The 22,064-nt window shown below is 46.2% G+C and carries 27 protein-coding genes, 1 pseudogene and 1 riboswitch; of the genes and pseudogenes, 26 read left to right on the forward strand and 2 right to left on the reverse strand.

Features of this window, described 5'->3' with window-relative positions; all coding sequences use genetic code 11:
* The first annotated feature begins 91 nt into the window (after window positions 1-91).
* From spoIIM to lysA, 19 genes and pseudogenes are all read left to right on the forward strand, one after another.
* The gene (gene spoIIM, locus MWM02_RS06210) at window positions 92-739 is read left to right on the forward strand and encodes a stage II sporulation protein M (protein WP_064550327.1); all 648 of its coding nucleotides are present in this window, start codon (window positions 92-94) and stop codon (window positions 737-739) included.
* 109 nt (window positions 740-848) lie between these two features.
* Entirely contained in the window at window positions 849-1,316 is a 468-nt protein-coding gene (gene fur, locus MWM02_RS06215) for a ferric iron uptake transcriptional regulator (RefSeq protein WP_064550003.1), read from the forward strand.
* Between the two features lie 103 nt (window positions 1,317-1,419).
* On the forward strand, window positions 1,420-1,632 hold the full coding sequence (locus MWM02_RS06220) for a YqzK family protein (RefSeq protein ID WP_064550005.1): 213 nt from the start codon (window positions 1,420-1,422) through the stop codon (window positions 1,630-1,632).
* A gap of 7 nt (window positions 1,633-1,639) precedes the next feature.
* On the forward strand, window positions 1,640-2,536 hold the full coding sequence (xerD, locus tag MWM02_RS06225; protein WP_064550328.1) for a site-specific tyrosine recombinase XerD: 897 nt from the start codon (window positions 1,640-1,642) through the stop codon (window positions 2,534-2,536).
* Window positions 2,537-2,703: 167 nt separating this feature from the next.
* Window positions 2,704-3,885: a phosphopentomutase gene (deoB, locus tag MWM02_RS06230; RefSeq protein ID WP_481861749.1), complete on the forward strand. Its 1,182-nt coding sequence runs from the start codon at window positions 2,704-2,706 to the stop codon at window positions 3,883-3,885.
* Window positions 3,886-3,897: 12 nt separating this feature from the next.
* Entirely contained in the window at window positions 3,898-4,722 is an 825-nt protein-coding gene (locus MWM02_RS06235) for a purine-nucleoside phosphorylase (protein ID WP_244403191.1), read from the forward strand.
* A gap of 15 nt (window positions 4,723-4,737) precedes the next feature.
* Entirely contained in the window at window positions 4,738-6,039 is a 1,302-nt protein-coding gene (locus MWM02_RS06240) for a pyrimidine-nucleoside phosphorylase (RefSeq protein WP_064550011.1), read from the forward strand.
* A 190-nt stretch (window positions 6,040-6,229) separates the two neighbouring features.
* Entirely contained in the window at window positions 6,230-7,411 is a 1,182-nt protein-coding gene (locus MWM02_RS06245) for a D-alanyl-D-alanine carboxypeptidase family protein (RefSeq protein WP_064550013.1), read from the forward strand.
* A gap of 138 nt (window positions 7,412-7,549) precedes the next feature.
* On the forward strand, window positions 7,550-7,891 hold the full coding sequence (gene spoIIAA, locus MWM02_RS06250) for an anti-sigma F factor antagonist (protein ID WP_420038586.1): 342 nt from the start codon (window positions 7,550-7,552) through the stop codon (window positions 7,889-7,891).
* The gene (gene spoIIAB / locus MWM02_RS06255) at window positions 7,891-8,331 is read left to right on the forward strand and encodes an anti-sigma F factor (RefSeq protein ID WP_064550017.1); all 441 of its coding nucleotides are present in this window, start codon (window positions 7,891-7,893) and stop codon (window positions 8,329-8,331) included. Before spoIIAA ends, spoIIAB begins: the two co-directional genes overlap by 1 nt.
* Window positions 8,332-8,344: 13 nt before the next feature.
* A complete protein-coding gene (gene sigF, locus MWM02_RS06260) occupies window positions 8,345-9,097 on the forward strand; it encodes an RNA polymerase sporulation sigma factor SigF (protein WP_064550023.1) in 753 nt (250 codons plus the stop codon).
* Window positions 9,098-9,239: 142 nt separating this feature from the next.
* Entirely contained in the window at window positions 9,240-9,863 is a 624-nt protein-coding gene (locus MWM02_RS06265) for a stage V sporulation protein AA (RefSeq protein ID WP_244403193.1), read from the forward strand.
* The gene (locus tag MWM02_RS06270) at window positions 9,850-10,281 is read left to right on the forward strand and encodes a stage V sporulation protein AB (RefSeq protein ID WP_064550027.1); all 432 of its coding nucleotides are present in this window, start codon (window positions 9,850-9,852) and stop codon (window positions 10,279-10,281) included. Before MWM02_RS06265 ends, MWM02_RS06270 begins: the two co-directional genes overlap by 14 nt.
* Before the next feature lie 15 nt (window positions 10,282-10,296).
* Window positions 10,297-10,734, forward strand: a complete 438-nt coding sequence (locus tag MWM02_RS06275; protein WP_064550029.1) for a SpoVA/SpoVAEb family sporulation membrane protein — start codon at window positions 10,297-10,299, stop codon at window positions 10,732-10,734.
* Between the two features lie 21 nt (window positions 10,735-10,755).
* Window positions 10,756-11,772: a stage V sporulation protein AD gene (spoVAD, locus tag MWM02_RS06280; RefSeq protein WP_064550031.1), complete on the forward strand. Its 1,017-nt coding sequence runs from the start codon at window positions 10,756-10,758 to the stop codon at window positions 11,770-11,772.
* Entirely contained in the window at window positions 11,772-12,122 is a 351-nt protein-coding gene (locus tag MWM02_RS06285; RefSeq protein WP_244403195.1) for a SpoVA/SpoVAEb family sporulation membrane protein, read from the forward strand. The genes spoVAD and MWM02_RS06285 overlap by 1 nt, the downstream gene beginning before the upstream one ends.
* A gap of 81 nt (window positions 12,123-12,203) precedes the next feature.
* Window positions 12,204-12,339: pseudogene (locus MWM02_RS06290) on the forward strand (stage V sporulation protein AE); the annotation flags it as partial.
* Window positions 12,320-13,792 (forward strand): spore germination protein, encoded by a 1,473-nt coding sequence (locus tag MWM02_RS06295; RefSeq protein WP_244403197.1) that lies wholly within the window; start codon window positions 12,320-12,322, stop codon window positions 13,790-13,792. The pseudogene MWM02_RS06290 and the gene MWM02_RS06295, both read left to right, overlap by 20 nt.
* Before the next feature lie 168 nt (window positions 13,793-13,960).
* Entirely contained in the window at window positions 13,961-15,277 is a 1,317-nt protein-coding gene (gene lysA / locus MWM02_RS06300) for a diaminopimelate decarboxylase (RefSeq protein WP_244403199.1), read from the forward strand.
* 35 nt (window positions 15,278-15,312) lie between these two features.
* Here the strand turns inward: lysA and MWM02_RS06305 are convergent, their stop codons facing one another.
* On the reverse strand, window positions 15,313-16,194 hold the full coding sequence (locus MWM02_RS06305) for a DUF1002 domain-containing protein (RefSeq protein WP_481861768.1): 882 nt from the start codon (window positions 16,192-16,194) through the stop codon (window positions 15,313-15,315).
* 138 nt (window positions 16,195-16,332) lie between these two features.
* Here MWM02_RS06305 and MWM02_RS06310 point away from each other — a divergent pair, with 138 nt between their 5' ends.
* The 7 genes from MWM02_RS06310 to MWM02_RS06340 all read left to right on the forward strand — a co-directional run bounded on the left by MWM02_RS06310 (window position 16,333) and on the right by MWM02_RS06340 (window position 21,499).
* The gene (locus MWM02_RS06310) at window positions 16,333-16,773 is read left to right on the forward strand and encodes a peptidylprolyl isomerase (RefSeq protein WP_064550041.1); all 441 of its coding nucleotides are present in this window, start codon (window positions 16,333-16,335) and stop codon (window positions 16,771-16,773) included.
* Between the two features lie 298 nt (window positions 16,774-17,071).
* A riboswitch (FMN riboswitch) is annotated at window positions 17,072-17,206 on the forward strand.
* The gene (locus tag MWM02_RS06315; protein ID WP_157778134.1) at window positions 17,191-17,346 is read left to right on the forward strand and encodes a hypothetical protein; all 156 of its coding nucleotides are present in this window, start codon (window positions 17,191-17,193) and stop codon (window positions 17,344-17,346) included. Its footprint overlaps the riboswitch before it by 16 nt.
* Window positions 17,347-17,501: 155 nt before the next feature.
* Complete coding sequence (ribD, locus tag MWM02_RS06320) at window positions 17,502-18,611, forward strand: bifunctional diaminohydroxyphosphoribosylaminopyrimidine deaminase/5-amino-6-(5-phosphoribosylamino)uracil reductase RibD (RefSeq protein WP_198401531.1); 1,110 nt, start codon at window positions 17,502-17,504, stop codon at window positions 18,609-18,611.
* Window positions 18,612-18,627: 16 nt separating this feature from the next.
* Window positions 18,628-19,275 carry a riboflavin synthase gene (gene ribE / locus MWM02_RS06325; RefSeq protein ID WP_244403203.1) on the forward strand — a complete coding sequence of 216 codons (648 nt, stop codon included), beginning with the start codon at window positions 18,628-18,630 and terminating at the stop codon, window positions 19,273-19,275.
* Between the two features lie 21 nt (window positions 19,276-19,296).
* A complete protein-coding gene (locus tag MWM02_RS06330) occupies window positions 19,297-20,490 on the forward strand; it encodes a bifunctional 3,4-dihydroxy-2-butanone-4-phosphate synthase/GTP cyclohydrolase II (RefSeq protein ID WP_064550049.1) in 1,194 nt (397 codons plus the stop codon).
* A 73-nt stretch (window positions 20,491-20,563) separates the two neighbouring features.
* Complete coding sequence (gene ribH / locus MWM02_RS06335) at window positions 20,564-21,028, forward strand: 6,7-dimethyl-8-ribityllumazine synthase (protein ID WP_064550051.1); 465 nt, start codon at window positions 20,564-20,566, stop codon at window positions 21,026-21,028.
* 123 nt (window positions 21,029-21,151) lie between these two features.
* Entirely contained in the window at window positions 21,152-21,499 is a 348-nt protein-coding gene (locus tag MWM02_RS06340) for a GNAT family N-acetyltransferase (protein ID WP_064550053.1), read from the forward strand.
* A 12-nt stretch (window positions 21,500-21,511) separates the two neighbouring features.
* Here the strand turns inward: MWM02_RS06340 and MWM02_RS06345 are convergent, their stop codons facing one another.
* On the reverse strand, window positions 21,512-22,027 hold the full coding sequence (locus MWM02_RS06345) for a DUF309 domain-containing protein (RefSeq protein WP_244403205.1): 516 nt from the start codon (window positions 22,025-22,027) through the stop codon (window positions 21,512-21,514).
* Between the last annotated feature and the right edge of the window lie 37 nt (window positions 22,028-22,064).

A 22,064-nucleotide genomic window follows, 5' to 3' on the forward strand; every position in this document is an offset into this window, starting at 1 on the left:
TTTTGTTATTCTTTCTTTCCTTGCAAATAAAGTCATACATCGAAAAATGTCTCATACAATCTACTAAGAGGGTGATAGGGGGAAGAAGATGATGAGAAGACATCCAGTAAAATCAGTGATTGCCGTACATATGCGCGAGCATGCGTCTGTATATTTATTTGTGATTGTGCTATTTTTAATGGGAGTGATTTTTGGCGCGATTGTTGTCAACAGCTTGAACTTCGGCCAAAAGCAAGATTTGTACTATTATTTAACGCAATTTTTTGGACAAGTATCGAAAGGAAATATTGCCGGGGTCCACGATATGTTCCAGCAAAGTTACTTCCATAATTTGAAATATATCGCTTTCATGTGGGTGCTGGGCATTTCGGTGATAGGGCTGCCGATTATTTTCATTTTATTATTTTTAAAAGGAATCGTTGTCGGGTTTACTGTCGGATTTTTAGTGAACCAAATGGGATGGCAAGGGTTTTTGTTATCTTTTGTGTCCGTGATGCCGCAAAATTTAATTATTATTCCAGCGTTTCTGGTGATGGGAGTGGTTTCGATTTCATTTTCCCTGCAAATGGTGCGCAATCAATTTATGAAGCGGGGACATGAGCCAATTTTTCCGATGATTATGCGCTATACGATGGTGATGATATTGATTAGCATAAGCTTACTCGTTTCCTCGTCTCTTGAGGCGTACGTATCCCCGTTATTGATGAAACAGGTCATTGAAATGGTCGGGAGTAAATAATTTATTATATAATAATCATTTTCGTTCTTTTATAATAATGATTTTATTTTGATACTTCCCTCTTTCTTTTGTTATAATGGTAGTTGAATGACGTGGGAGGGAATGAAAGATGGAAGATCGAATCGACCGAATCAAGAAGCAATTGCATACTGCCGGTTATAAATTGACACCGCAGCGGGAAGCGACAGTACGTGTCTTGTTAGAACATGAGGAAGATCATTTAAGCGCAGAAGACGTCTACCTCCTCGTTAAAGAAAAATCTCCAGAAATTGGATTAGCTACTGTATACCGGACGCTCGAACTGTTAACAGAACTAAAAATTGTCGATAAAATCAACTTTGGGGATGGTGTGTCTCGCTACGATCTGCGCAAGGAAGGGGCGGCTCACTTTCACCACCATTTAGTTTGTATTGAATGTGGGTCAGTAGCGGAAATTCAAGAAGATTTATTGGAGGAAGTAGAAGAAATTGTCGAACGGGACTGGAAGTTTAAAATTAAAGACCACCGTCTAACGTTTCATGGAATTTGTTATCGTTGCCAGCAAAAACACGAGGAAGAACAAAATCAAAAAGAATAAAAAGGCGAAAAAACCTTTTCCAATGGGAAAGGTTTTTTTATGGTATAAAAGAAGAAAAACATGGCATATCCTCATAGTAACGATGAAATGAGGAGGAATAGCCATGAAAGCAGTATGGCAGATCATAAAAGTGTTTCTTTTATTTACGGGGTGCACGCTTTTATTTTATTATAGTCTTGTATGGTTCAATCGAGAATACGAGAATTACCACCGCTATGATGAGCCGCATGGATCAGCGGTGGAAGTGTCGACAACGGAAAACCCGTCATTCAAATGGATAGATCGGTTACTATTTTTTTATCGCAATGGGGAGTAGTGGGATGTTGGAACATGAATTGAAAGATTTTCTTCATTATTTGACGGTAGAACGAAATTTGGCGAAAAATACGATTGTTTCTTATGAAAGAGATTTAAAGAAATACGCGCACTATTTGCGCCATGTCGAGCAAATTCAGTCATGGAACGACGTGTCGCGCCTTCATATTATGCAATTTTTAAAGTTTTTGAAAGAAAAAGGAAACTCTCCGAAGACGATTGCGCGCCATATTGCGTCGATTCGCTCGTTTCATCAATTTCTTCTTCGCGAAAAAGTAGCGGAACAAGATCCGTCGGTGCATATCGAATCGCCGCAAATGGAGCGAACGTTGCCGAAAGTGCTGTCTCTGGAAGAAGTGGAGGCGCTTTTAGAAGCGCCGAAAACGAATACGCCGATCGGCATTCGCGACAAAGCGATGATAGAATTGTTGTATGCGACGGGAATGCGCGTCAGTGAACTCGTGAATTTAAATCTTTCCGACGTGCATTTGACGATGGGCTTTGTCCGCTGCTACGGAAAGGGAAATAAGGAGCGGATCGTTCCGGTCGGCAGCATGGCGCTGAACGCGTTAAAAGCATATCTTGAAACAGCGCGGCCAAAATTAATAAATCCGAAAAAGCGGGCAACTGATGCGTTGTTTTTAAACCATTATGGGAATCGCTTAACGAGGCAAGGGTTTTGGAAGATTTTAAAAAAACTCGCAAAAGAAGCAAACATCGAAAAAGAACTGACGCCGCATACGCTGCGGCATTCGTTTGCCACGCATCTGCTTGAAAACGGTGCCGATTTGCGCGCCGTACAAGAACTGTTAGGCCATGCCGATATTTCAACGACGCAAATTTATACTCATGTTACGAAAACGCGCTTGAAAGATGTATATAAGCAATTTCATCCTCGCGCGTAGCTTTGATTGCAAAACTTCCCGCTTGTTGATAAGCGGGTTTTTTATTGATTCTTGGAATGAAAACGTTTTATAATATAGTTGTCAGACTTCTGACGAGTGCAATGTTCGGGTGTTTCGGGAATGATAAAAAGAAAGATCACGTTATGAAGACAGGAGGCATTATGATAATGAGCCATACATACAAACGGGTTTTTTTGATTGTCATGGACTCCGTCGGCATTGGCGCGGCGCCAGATGCCGAAAAATATAATGATCAAGGCGCGGATACGCTTGGCCATATCGCCGAGCATCGCGGCGGGCTGCACATGCCGAATATGGCAAAGCTCGGCTTAAGCAACATTCGCGAAATCAAAGGCATTCCAAAAGCGGAAAAACCGCTTGCCTATTATACGAAAATGCAAGAAGCGTCCGCCGGAAAAGATACGATGACAGGCCACTGGGAAATTATGGGGCTTCGTATTGACAAACCGTTTCGAGTATTTCCAAACGGATTTCCAAAAGAACTGATTGGCGAATTGGAAAAACGAACGGGCCGAAAAGTCATCGGCAACAAACCAGCAAGCGGTACGGCGATTATTGAGGAGCTTGGCAAAGAACATATGGAAACAGGGGCAATCATTGTTTACACTTCGGCTGACTCCGTGTTGCAAATCGCCGCTCATGAAGAAATTGTGCCGCTTGAGGAACTGTACCATATTTGCAAAATCGCCCGCGAATTGACGCTCGATGAAAAATATATGGTCGGCCGCGTCATTGCGCGCCCGTTCATCGGCACGCCGGGCAATTTCCAACGTACGGCGAACCGGCATGACTATGCGCTGAAGCCGTTCGGCCGCACGGTAATGAACGAATTGAAAGACGCCGGCTATGAAGTGATCGCGATCGGAAAAATTTCCGATATTTACGATAATGAAGGAGTTACAAAATCGTTGCGGACAAAATCCAACATGGACGGAATGGACAAATTGGAAGACACATTGAAAATGGACTTTACAGGGCTAAGCTTTGTCAATCTTGTTGACTTTGATGCGATGTATGGGCATCGCCGTGACCCGAAAGGATACGGGGATGCGCTTGAGGAGTTTGACGCCCGACTTTCTGATGTGCTTCCGCTTTTGAAAAATGATGATCTGCTTATCATCACGGCTGACCATGGAAACGACCCGGTTCATCACGGTACGGACCATACGCGCGAATATGTGCCGCTGATTGTCTATAGTCCAAGCATGAGCGGCGGAAAAGCGCTGCCGCTTCGCGAAACATTTGCCGATGTCGGCGCGACGATCGCTGATAATTTCCACGTGAAGATGCCGCCGCACGGAACAAGCTTTTTAGCTGATTTGAAATAGGGGGATCTAATCATGAATAAACAGGCGATAGAAAAAGCAGCTCGTTATTTGCAAGAAAAATTTCCGACACCTCCACGCATTGGTCTAATTCTTGGATCGGGCCTTGGCGTTCTCGCCGATGAAATTGAACAGGCGGTGAAAATTCCGTACGAGCAGATTCCAGGGTTTCCTGTGTCCACGGTCGAAGGACATGCAGGTCGGCTTGTTTACGGCCAGCTTGAAGGTGCGACGGTTGTCGCCATGCAAGGCCGTTTTCATTATTATGAAGGGTACCGCTTGGATCAGGTGACATTCCCAGTCCGCGTCATGAAAGCGATTGGCGTCAAAGAGCTGATCGTAACAAACGCGGCGGGAGGTGTGAATGAACGTTTTCAGCCGGGAGATTTAATGATTATTGCGGACCACATCAATAATATGGGAGGCAACCCGTTAATCGGTCCGAATGATCCTGAACTTGGCGTCCGCTTCCCGGATATGACGGAAGCCTATAGCAGACGTTTGCGCGAGTTAGCGAAACATGTGGCGAAACAGCTTGATATTCCGGTTCAAGAAGGAGTTTATGTGGCCAACAGCGGGCCTTCTTACGAAACACCGGCGGAAATCCGCATGATTCGCGCGATTGGCGGCGACGCGGTCGGCATGTCGACCGTGCCTGAAGTAATTGTCGCGCGCCATGCCCAAATGGAAGTATTAGGTATTTCCTGCATTTCCAATATGGCGGCGGGGATTTCCGATCAGCCGCTTACGCATGATGAAGTGATCGAGACGACAGAAAAAGCAAAAGCAAACTTTTTGCGGCTAGTCAAAGCGATTGTCGCCGAAATGGTGAAAAACTAAAAAAAGGTGATGCGCATGAGAATGGTCGATTTAATTGCAAAAAAGCGGGATGGCTGCGCTCTTACGAATGAGGAAATTGAATTTATCGTTCGCGGCTACACGAATGGGGAAATTCCAGATTATCAAATGAGCGCGTTCGCGATGGCGGTGTTTTTCCGCGGCATGACGGAAGAAGAAACGGCGGCGTTGACGATGGCGATGGCCCGCTCAGGAGATGTCATCGATTTATCGAAAATCGAAGGAATTAAAGTGGACAAGCATTCAACGGGCGGCGTCGGCGATACGACGACGCTTGTGTTAGGTCCGCTCGTTGCTTCCGTCGGCGTGCCTGTCGCGAAAATGTCGGGGCGGGGGCTCGGCCATACCGGCGGGACGATCGATAAACTAGAATCGGTCCCAGGATTTCATGTGGAAATCGATAACGATCAATTCATTGAGCTTGTCAATAAAAACAAAATCGCGATTATCGGACAGACCGGCAATTTAACGCCGGCTGATAAAAAGCTATACGCGCTCCGTGACGTCACGGCGACGGTAGATAGCATTCCGCTCATCGCTTCGTCGATTATGAGCAAAAAAATTGCCGCTGGCGCCGACGCGATTGTCTTGGATGTCAAAACGGGAGCCGGCGCGTTTATGAAAGATTTCGAAGGAGCGAAACGACTCGCAACAGCAATGGTCGAAATCGGTAAGCGCGTCGGCCGGAAAACGATGGCGGTCATTTCCGACATGAGCCAGCCGCTCGGATACGCGGTCGGAAACGCGCTCGAAGTGAAAGAAGCGATCGATACGCTCAAGGGAAAAGGACCAGAAGATTTACAAGAACTATGTTTGACGCTTGGAAGCTACATGGTATATTTGGCGGAAAAAGCGTCTTCATTAGAGGAAGCGCGCGCGTTATTAGAAACGTCGATTCAAGAAGGAAAAGCGCTAGAAACGTTCAAAGTGTTTCTCGGCGCGCAAGGCGGCGACGCATCGGTTGTCGATGACCCAGCGAAACTGCCGCAAGCGAAGTACCAATGGGAGCTCAATGCTCCGGAAGATGGGTATGTCGCGGAAATTGTCGCTGACGAAGTCGGAACGGCTGCGATGCTGCTTGGAGCGGGACGGGCGACAAAAGAAGCGAAGATCGATCTTTCTGTCGGCCTCGTTTTGCACAAAAAAGTCGGCGATGCGGTGAGAAAAGGCGAATCGCTTGTTACGATTTACAGCAATACGGAAAATATTGAAGGAGTCAAACAAAAGCTCGCCAAAAGCATCCGCATCTCCCCAATTCCTGTTGCTAAACCACCGCTTATATACGAAACAATTTCATAAAAGAGATTGACGCACAGGCTGTTTGACCATAAGCGGAGTGCCATAGATATACAGCAGCACAGGAGGGTGTCCCATCATTTTGGGACACCCTCTTTTTTATAGGCAAAATCTGTGGAAATTCATTGTTTCTATTGTATAAAAATATCTCATTTGGAAAAAATGGCATGTATAAAGAATGGAGGTTTGGGTGATGAAGAAGTTATCGATTCGTTTACTCCTTTTTGCATCTGTTTTCCTGTTGACAATCTCCGCCAACGTTCATGCGGAAGAAAAAAAGCCGAAAACGCGCGGGATTGAACTTGCCGATGGGGCAAGGTCTGCCATTTTAATTGAGCGTGATACCGGGGCTGTTTTGTATGAAAAAAACGCCAATGAAAAGCTGCCGCCGGCCAGCATGACAAAAATCATGACAATGCTTCTCATTATGGAGGCGATTGATAAAGGAGAGCTTTCTTATAAGGAAAAAGTACGGGCGAGCGAATATGCTGCATCAATGGGCGGATCGCAGATCTTTTTGGAGCCTGGCGAAGAAATGACAGTGGATGAACTGTTGCGCGGCATTGCGATCGGTTCGGGCAATGACGCGTCAGTTGCCATGGCGGAACGAATCGCCGGATCGGAAGAAGCTTTTGTCGAGATGATGAATAAAAAAGCGAAGGAGCTTGGACTGAAAAACACTTCGTTTCAAAACGCGACAGGGCTACCTGCCAAAGGGCATTATAGCAGCGCGCATGATATGGCGATGATGGCGCGCGAACTGCTAAAATACGAGGATATTACGAAGTATACGGGCAAATACGAGGATTATTTGCGGGAAAACACCGATAAAAAATTTTGGCTTGTGAATACGAATCGGCTCGTTAAATTTTATCCCGGAGTGGACGGTTTAAAAACCGGATTTACAAGCGAAGCGAAATACTGCTTAACAGCGACGGCGAAAAAGAACGGGATGCGCGTCATCGCCGTCGTATTCGGAGCGCCGACGCCAAAGGAACGAAACGCGCAAATTACAAGGATGCTCGATTATGCGTTCAGTCAATATAAAACACATCCAGTCTATAAACGGAACGAAGTGGTTGCCCATGTCAATGTAAGCAAAGGAAAGAAAAAAGCGATTGCGCTTGTTACCTCTGAGCCAATCTCCATATTGACGAAAAAAGGGCAATCGATTGACCAAATGAAAAAAGTGATTAAAGTGAAAGAAAACGTCAAAGCGCCAATTAAAAAAGGAGATGAGCTTGGCACCCTGATTTTAAAACAAGATGGAAAAGAATTGCTTCGTAGCCCAATCGTCGCGAAAGAAAATGTGGCAGAAGCAAGCTGGTGGGATTTGTTTAAACGAACGTTGCAAAATTTTACGAAATCCGCATAAACATGTCAGCTTTTGCAGCCCGCTTTCTACTTTTAGCGAATCGCCACTAGTTTTGTCATCAGGAAGGATTTCCGGCGCATTGTAGCGAAACTTCTCCCTAATCCGAAATGAACAAGGGGGAAAAACGCAGTGAGTCTGATGATGGACTTTGAAGTAAAACAGGATGTATTGATCATCCGGCTTTCCGGCGAACTTGATCATCATACGGCCGAAGAGCTTCGGGAAAAGGCGACGGATGCGCTGGAAAGAGAATCGATTCGCCACATTGTGCTTAATTTAGAACATTTGACGTTTATGGATAGTTCCGGGCTTGGCGTCATTTTAGGACGCTACAAACAAATTAAAAACCTCGGCGGGGAAATGATTGTATGTTCGATTTCGCCAACGGTGAAACGGCTGTTTGACATGTCGGGGCTGTTTAAAATTATTCGTTTAGAAAACGATGAACAATTCGCGCTGAAGACATTGGGGGTGGCGTGATGCGAAACGAAATGCACCTCCAATTTTCCGCGCTTAGCCAAAATGAATCGTTTGCTCGTGTAGCGGTTGCTGCATTCGTGGCACAGCTTGATCCAACGATGGATGAATTAACGGAAATTAAAACCGTTGTCTCTGAAGCGGTCACGAACGCGATTATTCACGGCTATAATAACGATCCAAACGGAATCGTATACATTTCCGTTGTGATCGAAGACGGAGTCGTCCATTTGACGATTAAAGACGAAGGTGTCGGCATTGCTAATATTGAAGAGGCACGCCAACCATTGTTTACAACCAAACCGGAATTGGAGCGATCTGGAATGGGATTCACCATCATGGAAAATTTTATGGATGAAGTCGTCGTTCAGTCGGAAGTGAACAAAGGGACAACCGTTTATTTAAAGAAGTATATAACGAAGAGCAAAGCGTTATGTAACTAAGGGAGACATGCCTATGGATGTCGATGTCAAGCGAGATCAAACGCTGATAAAAGATCACGAGATGAAAGAGCTTATTCGCCGCAGCCAAGAAGGGGATCAACAGGCGCGCGATGAGATTATCAAAAAAAACATGCGCCTCGTTTGGTCGGTCGTCCAGCGCTTTTTAAACCGCGGCTACGAGCCGGACGATTTATTTCAGATTGGTTGCATCGGCTTGCTTAAATCTGTTGATAAGTTTGATTTATCATATGATGTGAAATTTTCCACGTATGCGGTGCCGATGATCATCGGCGAAATTCAGCGATTTATTCGCGATGACGGAACAGTGAAAGTGAGCCGTTCCTTAAAGGAAATGGGCAATAAAATCCGGAAAGCGAGAGACGAGCTTTCGAAAAAATATGGACGAGCGCCAACGGTGACGGAAATCGCTGATTATTTAGAGATTTCTCCGGAAGATGTGGTGCTTGCTCAGGAAGCCGTTCGTTCTCCGGCTTCTATTCACGAGACGGTGTACGAAAATGACGGCGACCCGATCACGCTCTTAGATCAAATCGCCGATGCGGATGAAGCGTCATGGTTTGATAAAATCGCATTAAAAAAAGCGATTGAGGAACTGGATGAGCGGGAACGGCTCATCGTCTATTTGCGTTATTACAAAGACCAAACCCAATCGGAAGTGGCATCTAGATTAGGCATCTCTCAAGTCCAAGTATCCCGGCTTGAAAAAAAAATTTTACAGCAAATAAAGGAGAGAATGGATGGGTAGGCATCCATTCTTTTTTATTTTTATGAAACTACTGGTAAATGCCGTATGATCGCATGATTCCTTTCTTCTCCAACATACTAAATAAAGAAAGACGAAGATCAAGTGAATATACATAAAAACTACAAGCTAAGGTGTGAGGCAGATGGAAAAAACCGTCTTTGTTAAACTACGGCATCGCGTTCAAGTAAAACCGCAAGCAGTTGTTGCGATTGGCGATGTGGCGCAAATCATCGCAAATGATTGCAACATAGCCGAACAATTAAAAACAATTCCGCTATATGCAATTCAACCAAGCGATAAAAATATCGTCATTATTGATGTAATGAAAGTTGTTCGCGCCATGATGGAAACGAATGACGCGTTAGATGTGCAAGTGATTGGGCCAGCGCAAACGATCGTTGAAGTCATTGATCAAAAGCGGAGTTTTTCCACTGCTTATTTTTTGCTTATATGGCTGTTGCTTTTCGTCGGATCGGCAATGGCCATTATGAATTTTCATGAAGATGTCAGCATGCAAAAAGTGCATCAACATCTTTATGAGATAATTACCGGGAAAAAAATCGATAAGCCGTTGCTGCTGCAAATTCCTTATTCGCTCGGATTAGGGATCGGCATGATTTTATTTTTTAACCATGTGTTCCGCAAGCGCATTAACGAGGAGCCAAGCCCTTTGGAAGTCGAAATGTTTAATTATCAGCAATCGCTAGATCAATATGTCATTTTATATGAAAACAAAGAAAGTATGAGAAAAATTGACGACGATTGAGATTTTGGCCGTTATATTCGTCGGCTTTGCGGGAGGGCTGGCTGTCGGAACAGGGTTTGTGGCGTTTTTAGTCGTTCTTGGCGTCATTCCCCGCTTAACGCAATTGACAAAAACAACAAAGCGGATCCATGCATATGAATGGAGTGCGGTAGCCGGCGCGGTGGCGGGGGGATGGATGAGCCTGCGCCACACTGTTTTATATATATCAAAATATTGGCTGATTCCGCTCGGCTTGCTGCATGGGGTATTTATCGGAATGCTTGCCGCCGCGCTGACGGAAGTGCTTAACGTATGGCCGATCTTAGCAAAACGCATCGGCGTTGCCGACAAAATTGTCATTTTATTGATGGCGATCGCATTTGGAAAAATAGTCGGCTCGCTGTTTCACTGGATCTATTTTGCCGATTACTTACGATAAGGGGGAAAAGAAAAGATGAGTTTAAAAGCAAATTATCGTCAGGCGGTGAAAGCGTTCCAGCCTAAGCCTCCATATGTTTTTAACAGCTTGAAAGCGTTTGTCGTCGGCGGCGCGCTTTGCGCGGTTGCGGAGTTATTCGCCAATTCGTACAGCCATTTCTTTTCTGTGCCGTTGCTTTCTGCGCAGCAGCTGGCGGTGATGACAATGATGTTTTTTGCGATTGTCTTCACTGGGGCAGGAAAGTATGACGATTTTAGCCAATTTGCTGGTGCGGGCGCAACGATGACGCTGGCTGGCTTTGCAAATGCATTAGCAAGCGCCGCGCTCGAACATCGAAGTGAAGGATGGACAGCAGGGATCGCCAGCCAAATGTTTAAAGCAGGCGGTGCGGCGATCGTTTATGGCGTTGTCGCTGCTTATCTGCTGGGCATTTTATATTACATCATGTCTTAAGCGGAGAAAGAGGGATTGGTGATGAAGCTCGCCGGAAAGCAAACGTGGGTGTTTGAACATGATATTTACATTCAGGAAACAGGAACGGCGGTCGGGCCGTTAGAAGCGGAAGGTCCGCTTCGCGAAAGCTTTGATATCGTGCACGATGACTTATATTGCGGGGAAAAGACGTGGGAGTTGGCAGAGCGGCGCTTAATGCAAGAGGCGATTGGTGTCTGCCTGCAAAAAGGAAACATTTCCTTCAACGATATCGACATTTTCCTCGCTGGAGATTTACTGAATCAAAACGTCACTGCCAACTATGTTGCCCGGACGGTCCCCGCCCCGTTTTTATGTATGTTTGGAGCGTGCTCTACTTCGATGCAAACGATAGCGGTCGGCGCGGCGTTAATTGACGGCGGATTTGCAAGAACGGTGCTCGCGGCAACAAGCAGTCATAATGCCACGGCGGAGCGGCAATTTCGCTATCCGACCGAATTGGGGGTGCAAAAACCGAAAACGGCGACGTTTACTGTCACAGGTGCGGGAGCAGTAGTCATTGGCCGGAAACGAGGGCGATGGCGCATTACTGCCGCCACCATCGGCAAAGTGATCGATGCGGGAACGGCGAATCCTTTCGATATGGGATCGGCGATGGCGCCGGCTGCGGCAAGCACGATGGAACGACATTTTGCTGATTTAAGAGTTTCTCCCGCAGATTATGACTTAATTGTGACGGGGGATTTATCGAGAGTGGGAAGCGTCATCGTCAGACAGTTGCTGGCGGAATCAGGTTATGATGTGACGGACAATTATAATGACTGCGGCTTAATGATTTACCGGCCGGATCAAAACGTGTTTGCTGGGGGAAGCGGCTGCGCCTGCTGCGCGGTAGTAACGTACGGGCATTTATTAAAAGAAATGGAACGCGGCGCGCTGCAAAAAATTTTCGTTGTCGCCACAGGAGCGCTATTAAGCCCAACGATGATGCAGCAAAAACAGTCAATCCCTGCCATTGCACACGGTGTCGTGATTGAAGCGGTAAAGGAGGAACGATGATGGATTATGTTATGGCATTTATGGTAGGAGGAGCGTTTTGTGCCATCGCCCAACTTGTCATGGATATTGGCAAGTTTTCGCAAATGCATGTAATGTGCTTGCTCGTAGCAGCTGGAGTCATTCTAGGAATCGGCGGAATTTACGACCAACTGATTGCGGTCGCCGGGGCGGGAGCCGTTCTTCCCATTAGTGGCTTCGGCTATTTTCTCGCGAAAGGTGTGCTGGCGCAAAACGAGGCAAATGGATGGCTGGCCATTGGTTCAGGAATGTTTCAATTTACCGGCGCCATTTTGTCATTTGCCATTGTGCTCTCCTTTTTTACCGCTCTTCTATGCAAGCCGAAAGGGTAATCGATTATGAAAAAAGACGAGTCATATCAGTGGCGGACGTCCGATGAGTTTGCGTACCGGACGATTAGCCATTAAACATTCCCTGTTGTCGTTGGAATCGGGGATAATTGGGAAAATGGAATATCGCGATCATATAAAATGCGGCTCACCGATTACAAGGAAGGCGATCGACTTGATCCTTGAAAGGAGTATGTGCCATGGCAGTGAAAGCAAATAACATTCCGATTTCGGAAAAGCTCACTGACAATGAAAAATTTCTGAAAGAAAAAATTGGAGTTGGAACTAGCTTTGATTTAGGGGTCAGGAAAATTCATGTATTAAAGAGGGAAGTACATATTTACTATTGCAACGGTTTATGCGATACGCAATATTTAATTGAATTGTTGAAACAAATCGTCCGCATTAACGATGATGAACGGCAGACGGCGCAAGCAAAGCAAATTATCGAAAACCGTCTCGTTCATCAGCAAGTCAGCCTTGTCCATCACTTGGATGAGGCGGTGGATCGGTTGCTATCAGGGCTAATCGTTATTTTCATCGAAGGAGAGTCGACAGGATTTATCGTCGATGTCCGAAGTTATCCGGGGCGGCAGCCGGAAGAACCGGATACGGAAAAGGTGGTGCGCGGCGCACGTGATGGCTATGTGGAAAATATTATCGTCAATACGGCGCTAACTAGGCGGCGCATTCGCGATGAGCGGCTTCGCTTTGAAATTTTACAAGTGGGGGAGCGTTCAAAAACAGATATTTGCATTGCTTACATTAAAGACGTCGCCGATCCGGGACTTGTTGAGCTTGTAAAACAAGAGCTTCAGCAAATTAATATTGATGGGTTAACAATGGGGGATAAAACGATCGAAGAATTTTTAGTGAAGCAAGGATATAATCCATATCCTCTCGTCCGCTATACGGAACGTCCGGACGTTGCTGCCACTCACTTGCTCGAAGGGCATGTTTTAGTTATGGTAGATACGTCGCCAAGCGTAATTATTACCCCGACAACGTTTTTTCATCATGTGCAGCACGCTGAAGAGTACCGGCAATCTCCAGCAGTTGGCACATTCGTGCGCTGGGTGCGGTTTTTAGGCATTTTGACATCCCTATTTTTACTGCCGCTTTGGGTATTGTTTGTGCTTGAACCATCTTTGCTGCCAGATAAGTGGGCGTTTATCGGCCCGAACAAACAGACGAATATCCCGGTTATCATCCAAATTTTGCTGGCCGACTTTGGCATTGAGTTTCTACGCATGGCAGCGATTCATACGCCGACGCCTCTGTCTACAGCGATGGGCTTAATCGCCGCGGTATTAATCGGACAAATCGCAATCGATGTCGGATTATTTGTGCCTGAAGTGATTTTATACGTATCGGTTGCAGCGATCGGTTCGTTTGCAACACCGAGCTATGAGTTGAGCATTGCCAATAAAATATCGCGATTGCTTCTCGTCATTGCGGTGGCGCTGTTTAAAGTGCCGGGGCTGATGATCGGCACCACTGTTTATTTGCTTTGGCTCATTCGCATTCGATCATTAAACACGCCGTATTTATGGCCGTTTATTCCGTTTGACCCAGCGGCGTTTATGCAAATTATCGTCCGCCGCTCTGCAGCAGGGGCAAAAGTAAGGCCGAGCATCGTCCATCCGCAAAACCGCCGCAGGCAGCCGTCATAAATTTACAAAAAGAAGTTGCAACTTTTTTATAATTATGATATGTTATACGTAATCTTTTTTCTGCAAAAAAGGCAGTTATCTTTTATGTTAACTGCCTTTTTTGCTTTCGGTTATGCATAAAAATTTTCGATGTTGAATAATTTCAGTTTGCAGGAATGAGGGGTTTGCATGTTTTTTCATGGGACAAGCCGTGTAAATGATAAAGGGCATTTAGAAATTGGCGGTGTCGATACGGTTGATTTGGCGAAAGAATACGGAACGCCGTTGTATATTTATGACGTGGCGCTGATCCGTACGCGCGCGCGTGCGTTTAAAGAAGCGTTTCAAAAACATAGAGTTAAAGCTCAAGTTGCTTATGCAAGCAAAGCGTTTTCTTCGATTGCGATGGTTCAGTTGGTGGAGGAAGAAGGTTTGTCGTTGGATGTAGTGTCGGGGGGAGAGCTGTATACGGCGCTGCAAGCGGGATTTCCGCCGGAACGCATCCATTTTCACGGCAATAATAAAAGCCGGGAAGAATTGATGATGGCGCTTGAAAGTGGAATCGGCTGCGTCGTTGTCGATAACTTTTATGAGCTGGAATTGTTGGAACAACTAAGCAAGAAACACGGAAAGACGACGGCGATTTTAATAAGGGTCACCCCTGGTGTCGAGGCGCATACGCACGATTATATTTTAACCGGCCAGGAAGATTCTAAATTCGGATTTGATTTGAATAACGGCCAAGCGGACGAAGCGCTGCGCAAAGCCCTGTCCTCTCCGTTCTTTTCCGTTCTCGGAATTCATTGCCATATCGGTTCGCAAATTTTCGAAACGACAGGATTTGTACTAGCGGCGCAAAAAATTTTCCAAAAAATCGCCAATTGGAAGGCAACGTACGGATTTGTTCCAGCGGTGGTCAATCTTGGCGGCGGATTCGGCATTCGCTATACGAGAGAAGACGATCCGATTCCTGTTTCGGAATATGTCGACAAAATCATAGAGGAAGTAAAAAAACAAGTAAGTGAACAAAATATTCCAATGCCGGAAATTTGGATTGAGCCGGGGCGGTCGATCGTCGGCGATGCCGGAACGACGATTTACTCAATTGGTTCGCAGAAAGAGGTGCCGAATGTCCGCCGTTACGTTGCCGTGGACGGCGGGATGAGCGACAACATCCGTCCGGCGCTGTATGAGGCGAAGTATGAGGCAGTGCTGGCGAACCGCGTGTTGGACGAAAAAAATGAAATTGTTTCGATTGCTGGAAAATGTTGTGAATCAGGGGATATGTTGATTTGGGATTTGCCGCTGCCGAAGGCGAACCCTGGCGATTATTTAGCCGTCTTTTGCACTGGGGCATACGGCTATTCGATGGCGAACAACTATAACCGCATTCCGCGCCCGGCTGTCGTATTCGTGGAAAACGGGGAAGCGCAGCTAGTGGTGAAGCGGGAAACATATGAAGATCTAGTGCGGCTTGATTTGCCGCTTAAAACAAAAGTGAAATAAAAAGTGCCCAGCTGTTTGGCTTGGGCACTTTTTCGTTATTGGTTGTTTTGCGGCTCGGAAGAAGTGAACACTGACTTAATGGCGTTCCAAATTTCTTTTAAAATGTCAACAATGTTTTGAATAAATGTTTTTCCTTCTTCCGATTGCAGGAACGCCGACAATTTATCCTTCGCTTTGCTTAATTGATCATTGACTTGATTCCAATCGATATTCGCGTTTTTCATTTTATTGAATAGCGAAATTAAGCTGTTTATCTCCTCTTCCGTCAACGTAATTCCGAGGTCTTTTGCGACTTTCTCGATAAGCGCACGCAAATCTTCATCCGTTTGCGGCGGATTGTTTGCGATTTCTTCTTTTACTTTCGCAAGAAGAGCAACCGCTTTATCCGGCCCGATCGATTCCCCGAGCTTTGCCGTTTGGACCATTTCCTCTGTGGCGACTTTTTTGACATCGTCAGGAATCACTTTATCGGAAGAAACTTCGTATGCTTTCATTAATCCGGTTAATGCGGCCGTACCGGACACGGCAAACGGAGCGGTGACGTAAATTTTCGCATCTTTCACTCCTGCCGTAATCAGGGCGTTTGTGTACATTTCGTCTGTGACCCATGTGATATTATGAGTTTCGACATCCAACCCGGATCCTTTTGCACCGATCGTAATCATCGATGAGGAGATCGCTCTCGTCCCGATTTGCGCTTTTGGGATAAGGCCGTCAAGATATTTATGTTCTTCTGCGTTGGAAACGGTAATGATTTGCGCGTTGTCCGGGGCGTTCATTTCATTTAATATTTGCTGTTTTTGCTGTTCGGTTAAATTTTCGCCTAACGTAACAATTACATCTCCTTCTGCCGCATCTGCTGCCGCCATAGCTGGAAAGGCAAACAGCAGCGATGCGAGCAGGAAGCCTGTCAACATGCGTTTCACAATGTCAGCCTCCTTTGTAAAGGTGATACCCTTTTTCGGCATATCCTTTATCATTATATTACTTTTTTTATGTGAACAACAATGATATGATAGTGATACGTTATCAATGAAAAAAGGAGTTGTAGATGCATGGCGAAAAAAGGATATATTTTAATGGAAAACGGGGGAAAAATCGAGTTTGAACTGTTCCCGAATGAAGCGCCGATTACGGTGGCCAACTTTGAGAAATTGGCAAATTCAGGCTTTTATAATGGTTTGACGTTTCATCGCGTCATCCCTGGTTTTGTCAGCCAAGGAGGATGCCCGTACGGCAATGGAACAGGGGATGCTGGCTATACGATTCCGTGCGAAACAGATAACAACCCGCATAAACATGTGGCCGGGGCGATTTCGATGGCACACCGCGGCCGCGATACAGGAAGCTGCCAATTTTTTATCGTTCATGAACCACAGCCGCACTTAGATGGGGTACATACCGTATTCGGTCAAGTAACAGCGGGAATGGACGTTGTCAAAGCGATGAAAAACGGCGATGTGATGAAAGAAGTAAAAGTGTTTAACGAGGAATAAAAGCTTAACAGGAGCGCTCTTAAGTCTTTTTATCAAGCGATGAATGCACCCGCTATGGCAAGAGGTGAAAGGATGAAGGGGAAAAATTGGGGATTATTTTTTCTTTTGTTAGGGGCAAGCCTTGTATGGGGGATCATTTATTGGATGTTTATCGCGAAATAACAGAAACAGCGGTTATTCGATCGACCATTTTTGCCTGACGAAAATGGCGGAGAAAGCTAGCGCGGGTAGATGGCGAGCGAGGAAAAATGGACAAACCGCTTTTGTGTGATATAATAATAAAAAATTCCATACTGTTTGCATCCTTCGGGGCAGGGTGAAATTCCCGACCGGCGGTGATGAAGTGGCATCACTTCTCAGCCCGCGAGCCGTATAGGCACGATCCGGTGAAATTCCGGAGCCGACAGTATAGTCTGGATGGGAGAAGGATCACAAGCGCGCATTGCCGTTCCGTACTTAGAGGGTAGTCTCGTTACAGAGCGGCAATGTTTGCCGGGGATTAGCAGCGTGAAGCGGCGAAGCGCTGAGTTTCGCGCCTTTTTTGCCATGCCGATAAATCCGTTTATTCGCTAACGCGTTTGTTTGCGTTTGGCGGAAAAAGCAAATGTCCAAAAACTTCGCTTTGCTTTTCCCCGCTTTACGCATAAGTGCCGTTTTTTTGGTACATAAATGCAATTGTTGTGATTCTATCTATCCTGCCCTAGGACTTTAAACCTAGGGCTTTCTTTATGCGACAAAAGGAGGCGAACGCCGTGCGAAACGATGAACAATATATGCGCCTAGCGATCGAAATGGCCAAAGCGGGGATCGGACAGACGTCTCCTAATCCAATTGTTGGCGCTGTCGTTGTAAAAGATGGGGAAATTGTCGGATTTGGCGCCCATTTGAAAGCGGGGGAGCCGCACGCGGAAGTACATGCCATCCGGATGGCGGGAGAAAAAGCGAAAGGGTCGACCGTTTATGTAACGCTAGAGCCATGCAGCCATTATGGGAAAACGCCCCCTTGCGCCGATTTGTTAATTGAAACAGGCGTTCGGCGCGTTGTCATTGCGACGACAGACCCGAACCCGCTCGTAGCAGGCAAAGGCATCGAAAAGCTAAGGAACGCGGGAATCGATGTAAAGCTTGGGGTGCTGAAAGAAGAAGCGGATGAGTTAAATCGCGTCTTTTTCCATTACATTGCGACGAAAACGCCATTTGTGACGCTGAAATACGCGAGCAGCCTCGATGGCAAAATCGCTACGGCAACGGGGGAGAGCAAATGGATCACATCGGAAGCAGCCAGGGAAGATGTGCATCGTTACCGGGCGGTGCATGATGCGATTCTCGTCGGGGTAAACACCGTTATTGCCGATAACCCAAGCTTAACGGTAAGGCTTCCGGAAGGCGGAAAGAATCCGATACGCATCGTTTTAGATACACATTTGCGCACACCGCTTGATGCAAACATTCTCCATGATGGACAAGCGGAAACGTGGGTGATCGTCGGCAGCGAGGTCAGCGACGAAAAAAAGAAGCGATATGAGAACAAAAACGTGCAAGTAATTTCCATGAGCACGCCGCATATTGACATAGATGAATTGCTGCGCGTGCTTGGCGAGAGACGGATTACTTCCCTTTTTGTCGAAGGCGGGTCACACGTGCATGATAGTTTTGTGCGCGCCAAAGCGGTCAATGAAATCGTTGCGTATTTTGCTCCAAAGCTCATCGGCGGAAAACAAGCACCGACGCCGATCGGAGGAATGGGTTTTGCCAGCATGGCCGACGTGATGCAGCTGCAAATTCGGCGAATCGAAACGATCGGCCCGGATATCAAAATCGTCGCGATACCAAAATAAAAGGGTGAGTACACGAATGTTTACAGGCATTATTGAGGAAATCGGCACGATCGAGCAAATAAGGCAGTCGGGCGAAGCGATTGTGATGACGATCGGAGCGAAAAAAATTTTAGAAGATGTTCATGTTGGGGACAGCATTGCGGTCAACGGGGTTTGTTTGACCGTAACGTCGTTTACGAAACGTTCGTTTACCGTTGATGTCATGCCAGAAACGGTAAGAGCGACGTCGCTGCGCACGCTGACGAGAGGCTCGAAAGTGAATTTAGAGCGGGCGATGTCGGCAAACGGGCGGTTTGGAGGCCACTTCGTCTCTGGACATGTCGACGGTGTTGGTGAAATTATTCGCAAATGGCCAGTGGCGAATGCGGTATATTACGAAGTTCAAATCCCGAAAGAATTGCGCAAATATATGATTTTAAAAGGGTCTGTCGCCGTCGATGGAACGAGTCTGACGATCTTTGGGCTTACCGATGACACGTTTACGATTTCGCTCATTCCGCATACGCGCGCGGCAACGATTTTAGGCGATAAACAGCCGGGGGATATTGTCAATATCGAATGTGATGTCATCGGAAAATACGTCTCCCAATTCATGGAAGGGAAAAAAGAAGAAGCGAAATCGGCGATTACGCTCGAATTTTTGGAACGGCACGGTTATAAGTAAGCGAAAAAGGGGGAACGTTCAATGTTTGATACGATCGAAGAGGCGATTTATGAATTGATGCAAGGGAAAGTAATTATTGTATGCGATGATGAAGATCGCGAAAATGAAGGAGATTTTGTTGCGCTGGCGGAAAAAGCGACTCCAGAAGTGATTAATTTCATGATTAAATACGGCCGCGGCCTTGTTTGCGTTCCGATTACGGAAGAATTGGCCGATAAGCTTGACTTAGCGCCGATGGTGAATCATAACACCGATTCCCACGGCACTGCTTTTACAGTTAGTATTGATTATAAAGCAACGACAACCGGCATTAGCGCTTATGAACGGTCGATGACGATTCAAGCGCTGTTGGATCCGAACGCGAAAGCGAGCGATTTTAAGCGGCCCGGTCACGTGTTTCCGCTTGTCGCGAAAAAAGGCGGCGTATTGCGGCGCGCCGGCCATACGGAAGCGGCCGTCGATTTAGCGCGGCTTTGCGGAGCAAAACCAGCCGGTGTGATTTGCGAAATCATTAAAGAGGATGGCACGATGGCGCGCGTTCCGGATTTGCGGAGAATCGCTGATGAGTTTGATTTGAAAATGATCACGATTAAGGACTTAATCCAATATCGAAGCCGAAAAGAAAAATTAGTGAAACGAGAAGTGGAAGTAACGCTTCCAACAGAGTTTGGCAAGTTTAGAGCGATTGGCTACACCAATGTTGTTGATGGAAAAGAACATGTGGCATTAGTTAAAGGCGAAATTATCCCGGACGAACCGGTTCTTGTCCGCGTTCATTCCGAATGCCTAACAGGGGACGTGTTTGGCTCTTATCGCTGTGATTGCGGACCGCAGCTTCACGCGGCACTCCGTCAAATCGACAAAGAAGGGCGCGGTGTTTTATTATATATGCGTCAGGAAGGGCGCGGCATCGGGCTAATCAACAAATTGCGCGCATATAAACTGCAAGAGCAAGGCTATGATACGGTGGAAGCAAATGAAAAACTTGGATTTCCTGCCGATTTGCGCGACTATGGAATCGGCGCGCAAATTTTAAAGGACCTTGGCGTGACGAAAATGCGACTGTTAACGAATAATCCACGGAAAATCGCCGGATTAAAAGGGCATGGACTTGAAGTAGTGGAGCGTGTTCCACTGGAGATGCCAGTGAAAAAGGAAAATGAAAAATATTTGCGAACAAAGTATGAAAAGCTAGGGCACATGTTGCATTTTTAAAAAAGAGGATCGATATTTTTGCCTTTTTGTATTATGATGAGTATGATGGGCGGAAAAGATGGGAGGATTTGTCATGAACGTAATGGAAGGAAATTTAGTTGGCACAGGATTAAAAATTGCCATCGTCGTTTCCCGTTTTAATGAGTTTATTACGAGCAAGTTATTATCAGGCGCTCTCGACGGCCTCAAGCGGCACGGAGTCAATGAAAACGATGTGACGGTGGCGTGGGTGCCGGGAGCGTTTGAAATTCCGTTGTTAGCGAAAAAATTCGCCGAATCAAAGCAGTATGACGCCGTCATTGCGCTTGGCGCGGTCATTCGCGGGGCGACAAGCCATTACGATTACGTATGCAACGAAGTAGCAAAAGGAGTTTCCCACGCCGCATTGTCAACGGGAACGCCGGTTATCTTTGGCGTATTAACGACAGATACAATCGAGCAGGCGATTGAACGCGCCGGAACAAAGGCGGGAAATAAAGGCTGGGAAGCAGCGGTAAGCGCGATTGAGATGGCGAATCTTCTGCGCGCGTTCGCTTAATTGGTGTAAAAATGTGCGGAATGGTTCACAATAGAATAAAGAATGTTTATAATACGTAATGAGAAAATGACAGAAGCACTTTTCTATTTTAGAAAAGTCTTTGTCAGTAATGAGGGATTTTTTATGCTGATTCGTTATCGAAAAAATTACGAAAAAATTGCGATGGGTCTTCTGTCGTTTATGCCGACAGAGAAGGACTTGAAAAAGCTGCAGCAAACGATTAAGCAGTACGAAACAAACGATGATTGGCAGCTGTTTTTATGGAAGGATGGCGATGACATTATCGGCATTATCGGAGTGCTGTTGCGCGATGCGGACGTCGTTGAAATTCAACATATTAGTGTAAATCCTTCGCACCGCCATCAAGGCGTTGGAAAACAAATGGTAAAAGCGCTAAAGGACATGTATCCTAACCATCAGCTGCAGGCAAATGAATTTACCGCGGCATTTTTGGATAAATGTGAGTTGTAAAAGAGCTGCCGTTTATTGGTTCGGCAGCTCTTTGTTCTTTTTCTTCCGCTCCCGCGCCGCGATCACATCAGAACGGTCGCGCAATTTATGTTTATGAATCAAAAAGACATTGTTCATGTCACTTGCTTTTCCCCAAATCAGCCCGCGTTCGTCGCATATCGCTTGACACGTTTTCCGCAACGTTTCATCGCAAATAGGCAGCTCTATGCTCTCATATGCCCCGTTTTGCTCCATTCGTTCGATATAGCGTTCAAGCTGCTCGGAGAGCCGTTGATCATCTAATCCCAACTCGCGGATGGCTTTTTGTTCTTTGGATAAAAGTGACAACGCCTTTCGCATCATGCGCAGCGCTCCTTGTTGGTTGCCGCGCCGGTGATGGTACAGGGCCACGGCAATTTGAATGAGTAGGACCCATACTTTTTTGTAGCCGGTTTTCTTCCAATGTTCTTCCAATATTTCGTGGCATTCAAAATAATCGCGGTCTGTGTGGAAATGAATTAAATAGCGGATATAAGCGACGGGATACATCGTTTCACGACCTTTCTATTGTTGTATCCGTACTGTG

Source organism: Parageobacillus sp. KH3-4, from assembly GCF_022846435.1.
GTDB lineage: Bacteria > Bacillota > Bacilli > Bacillales > Anoxybacillaceae > Parageobacillus > Parageobacillus thermoglucosidasius_A.